The sequence below is a fragment of the Brevibacillus sp. NRS-1366 genome (assembly GCF_050467985.1).
Map to the genome: position 1 here is coordinate 52,272 of NZ_JBITPN010000051.1, position 17,849 is coordinate 70,120.

Annotated in this window: 17 protein-coding genes; 8 read left to right on the plus strand and 9 right to left on the minus strand. The window is 48.7% G+C overall.

The window, feature by feature from the left end:
• The first annotated feature begins 271 nt into the window (after window positions 1-271).
• The 4 genes from ACIFQN_RS29440 to ACIFQN_RS29455 all read left to right on the plus strand — a co-directional run bounded on the left by ACIFQN_RS29440 (window position 272) and on the right by ACIFQN_RS29455 (window position 5,963).
• A complete protein-coding gene (locus ACIFQN_RS29440) occupies window positions 272-3,406 on the plus strand; it encodes a PBP1A family penicillin-binding protein (RefSeq protein WP_429836601.1) in 3,135 nt (1,044 codons plus the stop codon).
• Between the two features lie 79 nt (window positions 3,407-3,485).
• Window positions 3,486-4,118: an N-acetyltransferase gene (locus tag ACIFQN_RS29445; RefSeq protein WP_429836602.1), complete on the plus strand. Its 633-nt coding sequence runs from the start codon at window positions 3,486-3,488 to the stop codon at window positions 4,116-4,118.
• Between the two features lie 40 nt (window positions 4,119-4,158).
• The gene (locus tag ACIFQN_RS29450) at window positions 4,159-4,803 is read left to right on the plus strand and encodes a CBS and ACT domain-containing protein (protein ID WP_429836603.1); all 645 of its coding nucleotides are present in this window, start codon (window positions 4,159-4,161) and stop codon (window positions 4,801-4,803) included.
• Window positions 4,800-5,963: an acetoin utilization protein AcuC gene (locus ACIFQN_RS29455; RefSeq protein WP_429836604.1), complete on the plus strand. Its 1,164-nt coding sequence runs from the start codon at window positions 4,800-4,802 to the stop codon at window positions 5,961-5,963. Before ACIFQN_RS29450 ends, ACIFQN_RS29455 begins: the two co-directional genes overlap by 4 nt.
• Before the next feature lie 284 nt (window positions 5,964-6,247).
• Here ACIFQN_RS29455 and ACIFQN_RS29460 read toward each other — a convergent pair whose 3' ends face one another.
• The 4 genes from ACIFQN_RS29460 to ACIFQN_RS29475 all read right to left on the minus strand — a co-directional run bounded on the left by ACIFQN_RS29460 (window position 6,248) and on the right by ACIFQN_RS29475 (window position 9,876).
• Complete coding sequence (locus tag ACIFQN_RS29460; RefSeq protein WP_429836752.1) at window positions 6,248-7,180, minus strand: 5'-methylthioadenosine/adenosylhomocysteine nucleosidase; 933 nt, start codon at window positions 7,178-7,180, stop codon at window positions 6,248-6,250.
• A 42-nt stretch (window positions 7,181-7,222) separates the two neighbouring features.
• Window positions 7,223-8,233, minus strand: coding sequence for a catabolite control protein A (ccpA, locus tag ACIFQN_RS29465; RefSeq protein ID WP_429836605.1), 1,011 nt, complete (start codon window positions 8,231-8,233; stop codon window positions 7,223-7,225).
• 118 nt (window positions 8,234-8,351) lie between these two features.
• Window positions 8,352-8,660, minus strand: coding sequence for a metal-sensitive transcriptional regulator (locus tag ACIFQN_RS29470; RefSeq protein ID WP_429836606.1), 309 nt, complete (start codon window positions 8,658-8,660; stop codon window positions 8,352-8,354).
• A gap of 118 nt (window positions 8,661-8,778) precedes the next feature.
• A complete protein-coding gene (locus tag ACIFQN_RS29475; protein ID WP_429836607.1) occupies window positions 8,779-9,876 on the minus strand; it encodes a bifunctional 3-deoxy-7-phosphoheptulonate synthase/chorismate mutase in 1,098 nt (365 codons plus the stop codon).
• A gap of 275 nt (window positions 9,877-10,151) precedes the next feature.
• On the opposite strand from ACIFQN_RS29475, the gene ACIFQN_RS29480 reads away from it, so the two are divergent.
• Window positions 10,152-12,329, plus strand: coding sequence for a cell division protein FtsA (locus tag ACIFQN_RS29480; protein ID WP_429836608.1), 2,178 nt, complete (start codon window positions 10,152-10,154; stop codon window positions 12,327-12,329).
• A 48-nt stretch (window positions 12,330-12,377) separates the two neighbouring features.
• Here ACIFQN_RS29480 and ytxJ read toward each other — a convergent pair whose 3' ends face one another.
• The 3 genes from ytxJ to ACIFQN_RS29495 all read right to left on the minus strand — a co-directional run bounded on the left by ytxJ (window position 12,378) and on the right by ACIFQN_RS29495 (window position 13,662).
• Entirely contained in the window at window positions 12,378-12,704 is a 327-nt protein-coding gene (ytxJ, locus tag ACIFQN_RS29485; protein WP_429836609.1) for a bacillithiol system redox-active protein YtxJ, read from the minus strand.
• Window positions 12,705-12,866: 162 nt separating this feature from the next.
• On the minus strand, window positions 12,867-13,265 hold the full coding sequence (locus tag ACIFQN_RS29490) for a hypothetical protein (protein ID WP_429836610.1): 399 nt from the start codon (window positions 13,263-13,265) through the stop codon (window positions 12,867-12,869).
• A 163-nt stretch (window positions 13,266-13,428) separates the two neighbouring features.
• The gene (locus tag ACIFQN_RS29495; RefSeq protein WP_429836611.1) at window positions 13,429-13,662 is read right to left on the minus strand and encodes a hypothetical protein; all 234 of its coding nucleotides are present in this window, start codon (window positions 13,660-13,662) and stop codon (window positions 13,429-13,431) included.
• A gap of 248 nt (window positions 13,663-13,910) precedes the next feature.
• Between ACIFQN_RS29495 and ACIFQN_RS29500 the strand changes: the two genes are divergently transcribed.
• Both ACIFQN_RS29500 and ACIFQN_RS29505 read left to right on the plus strand, forming a co-directional pair.
• Window positions 13,911-14,006 (plus strand): YjcZ family sporulation protein, encoded by a 96-nt coding sequence (locus ACIFQN_RS29500; protein WP_429836612.1) that lies wholly within the window; start codon window positions 13,911-13,913, stop codon window positions 14,004-14,006.
• Window positions 14,007-14,172: 166 nt separating this feature from the next.
• Window positions 14,173-15,285: an aminopeptidase gene (locus tag ACIFQN_RS29505; RefSeq protein ID WP_429836613.1), complete on the plus strand. Its 1,113-nt coding sequence runs from the start codon at window positions 14,173-14,175 to the stop codon at window positions 15,283-15,285.
• A 72-nt stretch (window positions 15,286-15,357) separates the two neighbouring features.
• On the opposite strand, the gene ACIFQN_RS29510 is transcribed toward ACIFQN_RS29505, so the two are convergent.
• Window positions 15,358-15,897, minus strand: a complete 540-nt coding sequence (locus ACIFQN_RS29510) for a PadR family transcriptional regulator (protein WP_429836614.1) — start codon at window positions 15,895-15,897, stop codon at window positions 15,358-15,360.
• A gap of 278 nt (window positions 15,898-16,175) precedes the next feature.
• Between ACIFQN_RS29510 and ACIFQN_RS29515 the strand changes: the two genes are divergently transcribed.
• Entirely contained in the window at window positions 16,176-16,730 is a 555-nt protein-coding gene (locus ACIFQN_RS29515; protein WP_429836615.1) for a trypsin-like peptidase domain-containing protein, read from the plus strand.
• On the opposite strand, the gene ACIFQN_RS29520 is transcribed toward ACIFQN_RS29515, so the two are convergent.
• Entirely contained in the window at window positions 16,673-17,785 is a 1,113-nt protein-coding gene (locus tag ACIFQN_RS29520) for a YheC/YheD family protein (RefSeq protein WP_429836616.1), read from the minus strand. The genes ACIFQN_RS29515 and ACIFQN_RS29520 overlap by 58 nt on opposite strands.
• Window positions 17,786-17,849: the final 64 nt, after the last annotated feature.

Below are 17,849 nucleotides of genomic sequence, written 5' to 3' on the forward strand. Positions count from 1 at the left end.
CGAAAAAAGAGTAGCGCCGCTTGCGGCCTGCTCTTTTTTTTGTTTGATCAGTTATGCCTGCACATGATCCTGTTTCCAGCCCGCTCTTTCGACTCCTTTTGCCAAAATTCGCCTATTTCGCACTTCCTACCATTCACCAACCATCTCTCATAGGCAAAGGATACAATCGCTATGAAGGCATACGAACTAACGGCTGTCAACTTCTCAGCTTCTATCCCTACAGGTTCCTCGTATGGTATAATCAGGGGGTATGCTAGGGGGTCGTAATTATATGTCGAATAACCACACTTCTTCCTCTGAACCGACAAAGAAAAAACGCAGGCGCAGCCGTGGAAAGACGATCTGGATCATCGTTCAGCTGCTTTTCCTGCTAGGGCTTATGGGAGCCGCTGTCGCTGGAGGAATCGTGACGGGTTATGTTGCCTCGCTCGTAAAGGACGAGCCTGTGCGCAGCAAAGAAGAATTGGAAAATAAGATTTTCACAAACTACCTGACCGGATTCGCCTACTACAATGACGGCTCTCTCATCGGCCAATTGCGGGCAGAAGAGGGCGATAGGCGTTTGGTGAAGAAGGCAGATGTTTCTCCCTATTTAATTAATGCGATCATCGCCACCGAGGACAAAAACTTCTACCACCACAACGGGATAGCCTTTCAATCCACGATGCGCGGGGCCATCCAGGAATTTACCAACCAGCCTGTCGTAACCGGTGGTAGTACGATCACACAGCAGCTTGTAAAAAATACGATTCTCTCCGCTGAAGTAAGCCATACCCGTAAAGTCCGGGAAATCTTCAGTGCGATGCGGATCGAGCGCATGTTTTCCAAAGATCAGATTCTAGAAGCCTACATGAACGAAATCTACTTCGGGAAGAACGCCAACGGTTCCAACGTTTACGGCGTGCAGGCAGCAGCAAAAGGGATATTTGGAAAAGATGTAAAGGAGCTCAGTCTCAGCGAAGGCTCCTATCTAGCGGGCATGATTCAAAATCCGGGCGCCTACTCTCCGTTTGGCAATGAAAGCTATCAGAGAGGCCGTGAACGCCAAAAAATGGTACTGGACCGCATGCTGGAAAATGGGTATATCACCCAAACCCAATACGATGGTGCCAGCAAAACAGATTTGAAAGCACAACTGGCAAAACCAAGCCAGCAAGCTTACCGTGAAGTGCCGTTTTTGATGATGGAGATTGAAGAACGCGCAGCACGTCAGTTGGTTGACGCCGACCTCAAGGAAAAGGGACGGGACAAATCAACGATTGGGCGAAATGAGTACCGTCAATTAGTTGAAGAAAAACGACGTGACCTCCTGCGTAAAGGCTACAAGGTTCACACTACGATTGACAAGAGTGTGTACGACATCATGCAAGCAGTCGCAAATGATCCGAAAAACTTCGGAAAAAACCGCTCTTATACGATTCGCCGCTCAAACGGCAAAACAGAAAAAATCGAAAATGCACTGGAAGAAGTCGGCGCTATGCTGATCCACAACAAAACCGGCGCCATTCTGGGAATGATTGGCGGACGTGACTTCAAAGTGGAACAGACGAACCACGCTACCGCTCCACGTCAGCCAGGTTCAGCAATGAAGCCGCTTGCTGCCTACGCCCCGGCGTTTGAACTCGGAATACTGCAGCCTGCCTCGCCGATAGATGACTCACCCGTGCTGCTCGCTGACGGTCAAAACGGCTCCCATTTGCCGAAGAACTGGAACAACAAGTGGCAAGGAATCATGAGTGCCCGTGAAGCGCTGCGGATGTCATGGAATATCCCGGCCATCAAGACTTATCTCAAGGTCGGCATTCCAACAGCACTGGAATACGTGAAAAAAATGGGGATCACCACCCTCGTGGACGAGGATAATTACGCAGCAACAGGCGTTATCGGCGGGCTTACATACGGTACGACTGCTGAGGAAATCACCAATGCGTATGCAACCTTTGCGAATAATGGATCGTTCTTAGATGCGTACCTCATTGATCGCATCGAAGACAGCCAAGGAAAAATCATATACCGTCATGAATCGCAGCCGGTACAGGTTTACAGTGAGCAAACCGCCTATCTGATCACAGATATGATGCGTTCTGTAGTCAATGCGGGTACGGGTACACACATACGCAAATTTGTGCCTCGCAAGGTTGATGTTGCAGGAAAAACAGGTACGACAAATAACAGTAACGACCTCTGGTTTGTCGGTTACACACCGGAGCTGTCAATGGGTGTCTGGGTCGGGTTTGACGAACCGTATCCAATGCCGGATGCGGACAAGTATGTACCGATGGTCGTTTGGGGTAAGGTCATGAAGGAAATCATCGAGAAACAACCAAAGCTTTCTCCTCCTGATGCTACCTTTAAAAAACCAGATGGAATCGTGACTGCGACCGTAGACTCTAAATCCGGCATGCTCCCAAGTGAGCTGTCCAAAGAAGCAGGCCATTTGATCACAGACATTTTCAACCGCCGTTTTGTCCCTAAAAAAGTAGACGACTCGCATCAAAAAGCACGTTTGATCACGTACAATGGCGAACGGTATTTGGCCAAAGCAGGAACCCCTGATGATTTTGTCACCGAAGGAGTCTTCTTCCGCTCTCCTGATCCGCTCCCTACAAAAGAGCAGATTCAAGCGAAGAACTCTAGGGTGGCCGTGCAGCCGCCAGACTGGGAACAGCGTCTCCCTGATCGCGAAGATCCACGGACGGAAGTAGCTGGCGCACCATCTGCCCCTAGCGGGCTTACGGCGAACAGTTCCGGCAAACAGGTCTTGCTCTCCTGGCAATCTGCCAAAGAAGCTGACTTGTTGGGCTATCGCATCTACCGTGCAGACGCCCAAAATGGCTTTGTCCACATCTCAACAGTAAAAGATCCGTCCGTGTTGACCTTTGAAGCCACCGCGGGCAGTGGCGACTCCGGTTATTATGTAACCTCGGTTGATATTTCAGGTCATGAATCTCAGCCGTCTGCCATCGCATCCGTTGGCTCTGGCTCACAAACATGGGAACTGCCAGATCCGAATGCCGGGATGGAAGATCCAATCATTGATGTTACAAGCCCTGGCACGAACAACGGGCAAACATCTCCATCCGATACCACCTCAACGGATGGACAGAATAACAATAGTTCAGGGTCACCCAACGCGGTGCCACCATCTACTCCCAAATCGTTGTCCATTCATTCAACGGGCAGCGGCTGGAAGCTGCAATGGAAGGAAAACAAAGCTGCTGACGGGGTCATTGCCTACAACATTTACTTTAGTCCAGACACCGCAAGCGGCTATTTTCTCCTCGATACGGTATCCGCTACAAGCTATACCCACACTACTAACGTAACGAACGGCAGCTATTACATCACCGCAGTCAATAGTTACGGTGAATCGTCACAATCGGGCAACGTATCCGCCGGCAACTGAGAATAGACTACAAGAAGAACTTGCAGAGATGGTTATCACGCCATCTCTGTTTTTCTACAAACGCAAAGGGGAGGAACGAATGGACCACGTCAAGCGCTATCATTCGTTTAGCATGACTGTGAATGGAAAAGAACTGTTCATCGAAGGTCCCATTACTGGAAGCCAACTGGCCTCTTTACGGTTCGACGAGGGTCTAAAGGCTTTCCGTATTCCAGAACAACAACACCAAGCTCTCATTGAAATTGCAGATTTGCCTGAGGGACGGATTATCGTTGCCCGAGAGGATGATCTCGTACTCGGTTACGTTACCTTCCTGCATCCTGACCCGCTTGAACGTTGGTCACAGGCAAAGCTGCCAGATTTGCTCGAACTGGGGGCAATTGAAATCAGCCAATCCGTCAGAGCTGGTGGAGTGGCTAAAAAACTGCTTGAAGTATCTTTCGCTGATGACGCCATGGAAGATTACGTCATTATTACTACTGAGTATTATTGGCATTGGGATTTGAAAGGAACGGGACTGGACGTATGGCAATACCGAAAAGTCATGGAAAAAGTGATGGGCAGTGTGGGTATGAGCTGGGTTGCTACTGACGATCCAGAAATATGCTCCCACCCCGCCAACTGTTTGATGGCGAAAATCGGCAAGCGTGTCCCGCCGGAAACAGTCCTGGCATTTGACGCCATGCGCTTTCAAAATCGTTTTCTCTACTAATTTTCGCCCCCTCTCCAAAGATGAAAAGGAGGTCTCTCACATGCGCATCGAGGATATCATGCGAAAAACGGTGATCACAGTAAACCCGACAACCGAGATCGGGGAAGCTTTACTCCTGCTTCGAGCCAATCGGATCCGGCACCTGCCAGTAATCGAGAGAGACATTCTCGTGGGCATCGTCTCGGACCGGGACCTGCGAGATGCCCTACCATCCCGACTCATCACGCACGATGACGACGGTACGGTGCTGCACAAACCAGTGGCGGACATCATGAATAAACAGGTAATTACCGCTCACCCGCTTGATTTTATCGAAGACGCAGCCCTCCAGATCTATGAGCATAAAATTGGCTCTCTCCCCATTGTAGAAGGGGATCGTCTCGTCGGCATGATTACGGAATCCGATTTATTTTCTAGCTTGATCGAGTTGTTTGGCGTCAACAGACCCAGCTCCCATATCGAGGTGGAAGTCGATGATCGGGTCGGTATGCTTGCAAAGGTAAGCCAAATCTTCCGAGAAGCTCAAGTAAATGTATCCAGCGTCATTGTTTATCCCGGAAAAAAACCACACAAAAAGAATCTCGTCTTCCGCGTGCAGACGATCGACCCTCGTCTTGTCACCAGGCTGCTTGCTGACAGAGGGTTTACCGTCATCGGGCCAACGGAAGGAGAGATTCTCCTGTGAGCCGCAATGCTCGTCTGATCTACTCTCCGGACTACACGCAATATTATTTTCATGATGATCATCCTTTTAACCAGCGTCGTTTGCTCCTCACCCACGATCTGATGAGCAGTTACGGAATTCTCTCGGAATCAGACATCCTTGCTCCAAGGCTTGCAACGGATGAAGAACTCGCACTCGTACATGACCCGCGCTACATACAGTTCGTCCGCGATCAAGGGCACAACGAAAAAGAACTACCTCAAGCTGCGAGCTATGGTCTGGGAACGGAAGACGTGCCTTGCTTTGCCAATATGCATGAATCAGCCGCTCTCATCGTAGGTGGTACGCTAAATGCAGTAGATGCTGTCATGAACGGTCAGGCTGAGCACGCTTTTAATCCTGCTGGTGGATTGCATCACGCCTTTTCCGGCCGTGCTTCCGGATTTTGCATTTACAATGACTGCTCCGTCGCGATTGCTTATTTGCGCAAGCACTGGAATGCCCGTGTCTTGTACATCGACACAGACGCCCACCACGGTGACGGTGTGCAGTGGTCCTTTTACGATGATCCGAATGTATTGACAGTCTCCATGCATGAAACGGGAAAATACCTGTTTCCCGGAACTGGCAGCTTAACAGAACGTGGAGATGGAGCCGGTTATGGGTACTCGATTAATGTCCCACTGGATGCTTTTACCGAGGATGATTCGTTTTTGACCATTTATCAAGAGCTCGTGTCCAAGCTTGCCAAAGGGTTTAAACCAGACGTCATTTTGACCCAGAATGGCTGTGACGCACATGCTTATGATCCATTGACGCATCTTTCGTGTTCAATGAAAATTTACCAGGAGATTCCCCGGCTTGCGCACCGCCTAGCGCACGAGCATTGCAATGGACGCTGGATTGCAGTCGGCGGTGGCGGTTACGATATATGGCGTGTCGTTCCGCGTGCCTGGACGCTATTGTGGAGCGAAATGAGCGATCAGCTCTTGGCAGATGAAGCCCTGCCCAAACAATGGCTTGAACGCTGGCAGCCACAGTCTGAGCTGCCTTTGCCGGCACGTCTGTTTGATCAGGAGTTCCCGGCGATCCCCCGTCGCACGGAAATTACCGAAAAAAATCGGCTGACGCTAGAGCGTGTGATGATGTATGCGCCTACTGGGCCAAATCAGGGAGAGTAATACGAGTGGTTCGCGAGGCCGTAGAGGAGGAGAGGAAAAAGGAGAAAACGCTCCAGATTCTTGGGTCACCAGCTTGGGGGGCATCCCTGCCCAGCTCCAAAAAAAAGCGAAACAGCGTCCAAAGTAGCCGTTTCAGGAGGCCTTTTCAGAGGTGGACGCTTAAGAGCGTGTTTCACTTTTTCCATTGCGCCTCGGTTGGTGCCCCAAAGATCTATCCCACCCAAGCCCTTATAAAAAAACGGCCCCTCTGAAGAGAAGCCGTTTTTTCTATGGCTGATGCTTCTTTATTTGTTGCCCACGAGCTGTTCCAGTTCAGACGGAGCAAAGCCTTTCACTGCTTTATCCCCCACGACGGTGACAGGTACGCCCATGAAGCCAAAGCGTTCTACTTCTTCCTGATAGGTGCGGCTCGTCATGACATCACGCACTTCAAAAGAAACGCCTTTTGCTGTCAGCCATTCCTTCACCAGGTTGCAATCGACACAGTTTTTCGTCGAATAAACGATGGCGTCAGGTGCCCCGGCGGTCGCTTTGAGCATATTGCGAACAATTGCATACGAGCGCTCAGAAGCAAGCTTGGTGAACTCGACGAAATTGACATGGGCAGAGCCGTCAGCCTTGTCCGACATCGAACGAACAACGACGAATGGTACGCTGTTCATAGCGCACACCTGCCCTACAGAAGCTCCTTCCATCTCTGTGCAGTGTGCTTGGAACTGCTCATACAGCCACTTTACTTTTTCACGGCTCGCAACAAACTGGTCACCAGACAAAATTCGTCCACTCACTACCTGCACGCCTGCTTCCAGTTCTTTACCCGCTTCGATTGCTTGCTGCATCAACTCTTGATCTGCGCTCCAAATCCATTTCTCTGTAAAAGGAATTTGCCCTGGAGCAAAGCCTAGCGGAGATACATCAATATCGTGCTGAATACAATCCGTTGAGACGACAATATCGCCAATATTTAAATCGGGGTGGACAGCTCCTGCTACCCCTGTAAAAATAACACGTTCTACCTGGAACTGATCGATTAAAATCTGGGTCGTCACCGCAGAGTTCACTTTGCCGACACCCGATTTACACAGAACGACTTCCCTACCTTCCATGATACCGACATAGTACGTGATGCCAGCCTTCACCGTTTGGGTCGTCTGCCCCATCGCTTCCAAATACAGCGCGATTTCCTCGTCCATCGCACCGATAATTCCGATCCGCATCATCCATCCCCCTCGTGCTGCTATCATTTTGTCATCCGTGAATTAAGCTTGCTCGGGTCTTGTACTTTCCCGGTACTCAATTCGATGCGGAAGGAGTACAACATGTTCTTCAACGTTTTCGTTATTCATGTATTTCGTCAACAGACGCATCGCCACTGCTCCGATATCGTACATCGGCTGTACTACGGAAGTCAGGCGAGGTCGTACCATTTCAACCAGACGAATATTGTCGTGACCAATTACTTCGATATCACCCGGCACATGCATTCCGGAATCTTGGATTCCATGAATGGCACCAATAGCCATCTCATCATTGGCCGCGAAAATCGCTGTAGGTGGCTGTGCCAGTTTGAGGAATCCTTTTGTCACCGATAGACCTGACTCGTAGAAGTAGTTTCCGGTGCCAACCAGCTCATCGTTCAGACCGATTCCCGCATCCATCAATGCTTTTTTGTACCCTTCAAAGCACATCAATCCACCCAACGGGTCATTCAACGGACCGGTAATCATTGCAATCCGCTTGTGACCGCGATCAATCAGCGCCTTGGTTGCATCGTAGGCTGCCTGGAAATGATCAATGCTGACAGAAGGCAGTACGTTATCTGCATCGCGTGTAGCAGCTAGAACGGTCGGCACAGACGTGCTGGTGAGCGCTTGCAAATGATCTTCCTTGATCTCCGCTCCCATAAACAAAAGCCCGTCCACCTGCTTCTCCAGCAGCGTATTGATCAGCTGCAACTCCTTTTCCATCCGTTGGTCAGAGTTACACAAAATGATGTTGTACTTGTACATGGTGGCAATATCTTCAATCCCTCGGGCCAACTCAGAAAAAAACAAACTGGAGATATCCGGGATAATGACACCGACTGTTGTTGTTTTTTTGCTGGCGAGTCCGCGTGCGACTGCATTGGGTCGATATCCCAAGCGTTCAATTGCAGCCAACACTTTTTTTCGGGTCAACGGTTTTACGTTTGGATTCCCATTTACAACCCGGGAGACCGTTGCCATCGAAACCCCCGCTTCTCTTGCCACGTCGTAGATAGTAACCGGCATCACACACCCTCACTTTCCCCTATAAAATGGTTTTCATAATTATTTTCATAAATATATGCACTTATGATACGACAAGCTGTAAGTGGTTGCAATCGTTTTTACCAGCTCGCACAGTCTCTCATTTCATAAGTTTGTTCATGGTTTTCAAGAGCTCGTCAATCACTTCGCTATCCCCTTGCTGAATGCGCTCCATTACACAGCTTTTCATGTGTCCTTCCAGGAGTATTTTGCCTACTGCATTCAGTGCGGATTGTACAGCAGCGATCTGATTGAGAATGTCATCACAGTAAACATCCTTTTCCACCATTCCACGAATTCCGCGTATTTGACCTTCCACCCGATTGAGGCGGGAAACAAGGTTGGACTTTATTTTATCTGTACGGAGAGTGGCTCGATCAGACGAGCAGCATTGGTCGTGGTCATTCATCTGGCATATCCTCCTTTGCCGATATCAGCACGTATCCCTAGCTTACTTGGTCACTTGTTTTTCGTCAAATGAGAAAGGCCCTTCCTAATGCTGGAAGGACCTTTCTTTGCCGATCGATTTATCCTCTGGATGCGACTACTTCTCCTTTGTACAAGCCAGAAGCAATCAATTCATCTACAAATTCGTTGAACTGCGGGATGTTCAACTGCTGCTTCGCATCGGACAGAGCAACATCTGGATCAGGGTGAACCTCAACCATGATACCGTCGGAGCCGACAGCAATCCCAGCCTTCGCGCATGGAAGAAGCAGATCACGACGACCAGTGGAGTGTGTCACGTCTACGAATACAGGCAAGTGAGTCTCTTGCTTGAGGAGCGGCACAGCAGAAATGTCCAGTGTGTTGCGTGTAGCCTTTTCGTACGTGCGGATACCGCGCTCACACAGCATGACCTGGTTGTTGCCTTCAGAGAGAATGTACTCTGCAGCGTAGATGAATTCTTCGATGGTGGCAGACAAGCCACGTTTCAGCAAAATCGGTTTGTTCACACGACCGGCAGCCTTCAACAGCTCGAAGTTTTGCATGTTGCGTGCACCGATCTGGATGACATCAATGTACTTGGTAGCCATCTCGAGATCTCCTGGCGTCACAATCTCACTGATCGTCACGAGGTTGAACTCATCCCCGATGCGCTTGAGAATTTGCAAGCCTTCCTCGCCCAAACCTTGGAAATCGTATGGAGAGGTACGAGGCTTGTAAGCTCCGCCGCGCAGCGTACGCAGACCGCGTTGCACATGGTTTTGTGCGACTGCTTTTACTTGCTCGTAGCTTTCAACCGAGCATGGACCTGCAATCAGGATCGGATTACCAGCGCCGAATTCCACCCCTTTTACAGTGATAACTGTATCTTCAGCCTTTTTCTTGCGGCTGACCAAGAGCACCTTTTTCTTGTCGTCGTTTTGCAGATCGAGAGATACTTGGAAAATTTGTTTGAACAAATGACGGACTGCGCTGTCATTGAATGGGCCTTTGTTGTTTTCTACCAGCAGGTTGAGCATTTGGCGCTCACGCTCTGGATCAAAGCGGTTGCTTCCCTGCTTTTCTTTTTCTTTTCCCAGTTCTTGAACCAAGGCTGCGCGCTTGTTAATCAACTCGAGAATTTCCAGATTGACCTCGTCTATCTGTTTGCGCATGATTTCAATTTGATCGTGTGCCATCTCTCTCTCCACTCTCCTCTTTTTATAGTTGCCCATAATACATCTCGATAAATTAGGGTTATTATAATTGATTCAAAGTCCCTTGTCAGCAGTTTAGCGCCAAAAAGCGCGAAAGTAAATTGTGAATATTTTTCTATTGTTGCATAAACTTCGCCAAACATGAAGAAGATTCCTTGTTTCGACAGGATTCTTTTTGATTCGAGTCGAATCATTACTTGATATGTTTTCCATGTTCGATTTACTGAAACTGATCTGGAACGAGGAGTGACCTACCTTTGTCTGAACATACAGAAACAGCTTCCACTGAGCTGATTTTTTCTTTGGATATCGGAACGAGAAGTGTTGTTGGGCTGATTGTAGAGGCCGATGGCGAAAAATACCGCGTCTTGGACTGCGCCATCCGGGAACACGATGAGCGCTCAATGCTCGACGGACAAATCCATGACATCGTCGCCGTTGCCAAAGTGATTCAACAAATAAAGGAAGAATTGGAACAAAAATACGGAAAACTCCATCAGGTTGCTGTAGCTGCGGCTGGACGCTCGCTTCGCACGCGCCGAGTCCGCATCGACATGCCCCTCTCCCGTCACGCTTTTATCTCTCGGGAAGATGTGGTGACCCTGGAATTTGCTGCTGTGCAGGAAGCCCAGACACAGCTTGCCAAAGAACTGAAGGAACAAGATGTGACCCGCTATTACTGTGTAGGCTACAGTGTCGTAAACTACCACCTGGACGGCGAATTGATCGGCAGTCTGATCGATCAACGCGGAGATACCGCCAGCACGGACGTCATCGCTACCTTTTTGCCACGGGTCGTTGTAGACTCGCTGATCGCTGCCTTGAAGCGCTGCGACCTGGAGATGCAGGCGCTGACCTTGGAGCCGATTGCTGCGATCAATGTACTGATCCCGGTCACCATGCGCCGACTCAATATTGCACTCGTTGATATTGGTGCAGGTACATCTGACGTCGCCTTGACAGAGGAGGGCGCCATCACTGCATATGGCATGGTTCCTGTGGCAGGAGACGAGATTACCGATGCTTTGATGAATGCATTCCTTTTGGATTTTCCGATGGCCGAAGAGGCAAAACGGGTATTAGCCACCCATGAATCCGTAACCTTCACCGATATTTTGGGCTTGGAGCAAACGCTGAGTGCCGCTGAGGTAACCGCCGCCATAGAGAATGACATCCAGCAGCTTGCAGAAAAAATTGCCTTTAAAATCATCGAATTGAATGGGAAAGCCCCTCAAGCCGTTATGCTCATTGGCGGAGGCAGCCTGACGCCTGGATTGACCGATAAAGTAGCCCAGGTGCTGCAAATTCCTGCCGCTCGGGTAGCCGTCAGAGGCGGCGATGCGATCAAACAATTTGTGGGCGACCAGCCACTCTTGTCCGGACCTGAGTTTGTCACTCCTGTAGGAATTGCTGTAGCAGCGCGCCGCCATCCACTACGTTATGTTACGGTCACAGTGAATGATAATCCTATACGCATCTTTGACCTGCGGAAAATGACATTGGGTGATGCTTTGATCGGAGCCGGTCTGGACATTCGACGTCTCTATGGACGCCCCGGGCTGGCGATGACGATTACAATCAATGGACGGATCAAAATGATCCCAGGCGACCACGGAACACCGCCAGTGATTGAAAAAAATGGGGAAGCCGCTGGCCTCGATTCGCCAATCGCCGATGGAGACAGCATTGTCATCATCGCAGGTACTCATGGGGAAGATGCTCATGCCGAAGTAAAAGATTTACTCGACCGGCTCGATACACTGGAGATCATGTGCAACGACCGTCCCCTTTCCTTGGGTCCGGTCATTTTGGTTAACGGTGAACCTCAGCCTTTGGATGCCGCTCTCGCAGACCGTTCCGAGGTGGAGATTCGCTTACCTCGTACCATCGAAGAAGTCCTGCGCTCTGCGGAGCTGGCTGCTTCAAGTGATGAAGAACCTGCGCCACACCTGCAATTTAGTGTAAATGGACACAGCTATTCCATCCCGTCGCGGGTCGAAGTGGTTGAACGAAATGGAAAGCCAGCCACACTCTCTGACGTCGTTCGTCAAGGAGATGAGCTCGTTTATCGGATCAACCAAATTTCATCGCCAACCATCCGTGATGTCATTCCCTTGGATGAGTGGGTACAGGAAACTATAACGGTTCTATTCAATGGGGAACGGGTTGATCTACCCGTAGCCCAAGTGGCGATTACAATGGACGGTCGGACTGCGAATCCAGCAGATCCTGTAGCCGATGGGGCCGTCATCACTGTGAAATCGTCCCCCTCTGCGACTCCGGTTTTTAGCGACGTCTTCCGTTTCGTCGATGTTTCCTTGGAAAAGCCGGATCGGGAAAGCATCTCGGGCTTTGTCATGCTGGTAAATGGCGAGCTGGCTTCTTTCCAGACGGAGCTGAAAAGTGGAGACAAGCTCGAGTTATTTTGGGAATAAGTGTAAAAAAGAGCTGCCAAACTCAGCCTGAGTTGGTAGCTCTTTTTTTTACGCCTGAACAGCTTGGGCAATCGCATCCTTGGTAATTTTCCAATGGGATGTGTGCCATTTCACTTCACCATTTTCAAGCAAAAAGATTTGCGGGGACTCGTGTTTGATGTCAAAACGCTCAGCCGCAGCATTGGATACGGGGCGGTCTTCACGTACAAGAATGACCGCAGATGGCACAGCATGATCCTGCACATATGCTTGGAACTCGTCGTAAGCAGCCGTGCTGATCGGGCAGATTGTACTATGCTTAAACAGGAGTCTTTTGCCGTCTTCAGCCACAAACTGATCCAGCTCTTCTGTTGAATGAAGTTGTTTTTGTGTCACAATTCATCTCTCCTTATCATCAGTTACCATGTGAGTTCCAGTATACAAAAAGCGATGCCTTAAAGTCTACGTTCGCCGTGCACAGCTTTGTGGCTATTCGTTCAGGCAATCGCAAGGGAGATCCAAAAGAAAGACGCCCTCTACTTTTGGGCGCCTCGCATTTTATACCATGATTTTCGTTAAGCGTTCACGTAGCTCGACCATCCACTTCTCGTCGCCAAGGGACTGCGCCAACAAAAACAGATCCAAAAGCTCGTTGACCCGTTCACTCAGTACTTCACGTACTGTGGAGTCTTCCCCCTCATTAGCAATCAATACCAATAAGTTGGATAACTCTGACATCTCTTCGAATTCAATGGCCTGTCGCTGCGGATGTTGGCCCAGTTCCTCCATGAGTGACTTTAAATCGTCCTTGATTACATCCACCACTTGGGAATAAGCGCATGAGTCATCTACGCAAACGTGTACGGGTACATTCATAATTTTAACGCGGTTACGGTACACGACGTTGCGCAGCACGATCTCCATGTCACTACCGCAGCGGCTGCATTTCTTCTGCAATGATTTCACCCCTATTCACATATGTACAGCTCTCCATACGTATTCGTGAGACCTTCCTTCAATCCTGCTAAAAACCAGGTGGTACATGGTGGATGGAGTGGCAGTAAAGTACAAAATAAAAACGATGCCTGATTCAGCATCGTTTTTTGTCTTCTCTTTTTCGTCAAGCGTAAATCGCGTTTACTTTTTCACAGTGCGGGCAAACTGCAACCTTTCCTGCATGACCGGCTTCATCCTCTACGCGATATCCGGTGATTTGCTCGGAGAAGCAAAACAGGCACTCCGTATTAAAATCCATATCGTATTGCGCTTTCCATACAATGGATTTAAAATCTTCCCCTACATTAATCGTAATGGGAAAGAGGTCGTGTTGGAGACTCGATAATGATCTTTGCATCCCAATGACATCCTTTCGTTTTTGCAAAGTCTTTTGGTATCCTCTAGCTTTTCCTGCTTTTCAGAATAATAAACATAGAAAAGCCTTTATCGCGGATATTTCTATGGAAGTGCCCGTACCGTTCATGATTTTAGCAAAAAGAATCTTCCCAAAAATGGGCGAATGCCCGTATCGGCTCTATGCGCAAACCCATATGTTATGGATGTAAGCACAAGACGCTTAACACACTAAAGGAGGATGTTTATCACATGAGTAGCATTTTCAACGGAGAATTCGACGGTTTTACCTTGATCTTGATTCTCTTCATCCTGCTGGTAATTGTTGGATGCGGCTGCGATAATTAAAGCCGAGCAGACTTAGCAATTTTTAGCAGGGAGTTGCATATATAGTAAAACCGAATCCTGTTGTGCGTTTCACCTGTACGCTACCCGTTCTCATGGGTAGCTTTTTTCTATTTAAGTTGTGTACAATACTACAGATAAGACATGGAAAGCGAGGGATACTCTTCCTATGAAAGATCCACGTATCGAACAATTGGCAAATGTACTCGTTAACTATTCAACCCGTGTGCAGCAGGGAGAAAATGTTTTGATTTATGCGATCGGTCATGTTACTGAATTGGTGCGCGCTGTAATCGCCAAAGTGTATGAGGCTGGCGGCAATCCGTACGTACAGCTCATTGACCAAACGGTACAACGCGAGCTTTTACTCGGTGCAAACGAAACCCAACTGGGTGTTATGCGCGACGCGGACGTTGCTTTTATGAAGCAAATGGATTGCTACATCGGCATTCGCGGCGGGGATAACATCAGTGAGCTGGCTGACGTGCCTAGTGACAAAATGCAGCTGTACTCCAAACTGCTGATGCGCCCTGTACTGGATGTTCGTGTACCAGACACCAAATGGGTCGTTCTGCGCTATCCAAATGCTTCTATGGCTCAACTGGCGAATATGAGTACCGCTGCTTTCGAAGACTTTTACTTCAAAGTGTGCACACTCGATTACGGCAAAATGGATAAAGCGATGGACAGCCTGGTAGAATTGATGGAGAAAACAGACAAAGTCCGCCTGACTGGTCCGGGGACAGATCTTACCTTCTCGATCAAAGGAATTCCTGCAATCAAATGTGCGGGAGAAGCCAACATTCCAGACGGAGAAGTATTTACCGCTCCTGTCCGTGATTCCATCAACGGCACGATTGCCTATAATACGCCATCACCTTACCAAGGATTTACATACGACAATATCAAGCTGACCTTTAAAGATGGCAAAATTATTGAAGCAACTGCCAATGACACGGAAAAAATCAACCACGTGTTTGATACCGATGAAGGGGCTCGCTACGTAGGCGAATTTGCTATCGGCGTGAACCCGTACATTCAAAACCCAATGAAGGATATTTTGTTTGACGAAAAAATCGACGGAAGCTTCCACTTTACTCCTGGTCAAGCCTATGATGAAGCATTCAATGGCAACAAGTCCTCCATTCACTGGGACCTCGTCATGATTCAGCGTCCAGAATGGGGCGGTGGAGAAATCTGGTTTGATGATCGCCTGATTCGCAAAGACGGCCGATTTGTAGTACCAGAGCTCGAGTGTCTCAACCCTGAAAACTTGAAGTAATGAAAAAAGCGGAGGGCTCCCTTAGGGTCCCTTCGCTTTTTGTATGTGTCCTGGCTATTTTTTGTCCGAAGATTAAACGGAAACCGAACAGACTGGCTGTTTCACCAAGGAAGACATTTTTTGCTCCAAAAACGAAATAGTCGTCTCCAGATGATGAATGGTATATTCCCAGCAAAAGCGCTGATATTCGTCAAAATGAATCTCTAGTTTTTTGAAATTTACTTTGCTTTGCTGCAGCATGTCGCGTTGGAGCTCGATGCAGCCTTCCAGCAAATTTTTTTGCTCTTCATTTGTTCGGCTTTTGCCAAAGAACATTTTTACCAGCATATCAGAGCGCAGGACAGGCGGCAAAATGGGCGTTTGAATTTCTTGGCGGAAAGCCTCTCTGCCATGATCCGTAACTCGGTACAGGATTTTGTTTGGTTTTCCCGATTGAATAATCTCCTGTTTGGTGACAAATCCCTCTTCCTCCAATTTACGGAGTGCCGGGTAAATGGCACCAAAACTAGCGTCATAAAAGAAACCAATACTATTGGTAAACGCTTGTTTGATGTCGTAACCACTCATCTCGCCGTAACTTAAAAAACCAAGTATGATCGTTTTAACATCCATCTCTTCGCATCCTCCATTACCGTTCTTTTTCTCTCTCTAGCGGCTAGGGCAAATTCTTCCATCTAGCAGATCGATTAGTATCTGCGTAGCCTTTATGTTCGAAATATTCTTTAACTACAGGTATTATAATTCGATTCAAATAATTATACCAATGTTATTTCTTTATTATATCAATCAAAAATAATGATAAACGTACATATCCTTCTAAATTGGGCGTCCCTTCTCTTTCTTCCCCCCATAAGATGATACATACCTATCTGCTGTAGGGGGGAAGATCGGTGAAAAGTAAAAAATGGTCCCAATATACGCGAGTAAAGTACCCTGTGAGCAGCAGCAGTTTGCATCCCTTTAATTTTTTTGTTCCTATTGTAGAGCGCGTACAGGAGGGTGTAGTCTCCATTGTCACTGAAGACACTCCCCATTCCAAAGATGTAGATTCATTGATCCGCAGTCTGATTGATGAAGAAGAGCCTTCGACACCAACCGAGCGCAGTTTTGGCTCAGGATTCCTTTTTCATCCCAAGGGCTACATCCTGACCAGTGAGCATGTGATTGGAAAATCAAAAAACATATTCGTCAAGCTATACAACGGGCGGGTGTTTGAAGCCAAACGCATTCTTGCTGATCGTGTGCGCGACTACGCTGTCATCAAAATTGATGCAGATTGCAAGCTGTATCCACTCGTACTTGGTCGCTCTGCTCATACCAAAGTGGGTGAGTGGGTCATCAGTGTCGGTTCCCCACCTGTCGTCATAGAGACAAAAACCAAGCCTCTCTATCCGACAACTTGTTTTTTTATTTGCCGTTTCGCCAGACCATTCTGGGCGAGATGAAGGGCAAATTTCATTGGCCGGCTGATCGCCTCCGCATACGTTTCCATGTCACCCATCTGGCGAAATACTTCTCGACCTGGCTTGGGATTAACCTCAATCAGCCAGGAACGCCCGTTCACATCTACGCCAATGTCAAGACCAAACTCCATCATCCTTCCAAACCGCTCCTCCAGCGTTTGGGCAATCTGATGGGCCATCGTGTGACACTCCTTCAAAATTCGCTGCGCCCCTTCCTCTCCAAAACGCTTTGCGATGAACAGATGAAAAGGAATTGCCTTTCCCCCACCGTGCAGATTTGACGTGGAGCTGCCGCTGGGCCCCATCCTGACACCGCACCCTGTCACACTCCACTCGCCATCGCCATCTTTTTGGATCAACAGCCGAACATCTGCTACCCGATTTGGAATCAAGGCCAAATCCAAGCCTTGCTGAACCAAGAAATTGCCATCACTGATTCTCTCTTTGGTTACCCAACGCTTTACCCAGCTTTCCACAGCAGCCGCGCTGTCCACACGGGCTTTATGCTTGGCGTACTGTTTGCCCCGTCCTTGCAACTGATACATTTTCCCCACTGTCGCCACTTTCAGGATGCTCCTGCCGCCGGTACCATTACCAGGCTTAATGTACAACAGCGGATGGCGCCGAAGCATAGCCATTACTTTTCCTTTTGTATAGATATGGGTTTCCGGCACCCACTGTTTCACTCGCTCGTCCTCTGCCAAGAGCTGCGTGACTTTCCACTTTTTACTGAACGGACTATTCGCAAAAACGAACAAACCGCTGTGCCGCAGCCGCATATATTGTGGCACCCGTCTGCGATAGCGATCAATCACCACCTCCGGCCACGGAAACCACTTGCTCTCCCAGCCGCCCCCGGTCTTCGGGATGAATCCCTTGATTTTGCGTTCTTTGGCATTCACATCCTGATGGGAAAACAGATAGACCTGCGCCCCCAGCTTCCAGCCGGCCTTAACCAAACGCCGCAAATAATCGGGTTCGGAAAAACGGTGCCCTTCTCGCCAGGTCAAAATGCCGATTACCCGTTTTTGATGCATTTCCTCGCCTCTCCTCCTCGGTTCCTACGCCTACAGTCTATGTGCTTCACCTTGGCGAGGGGAC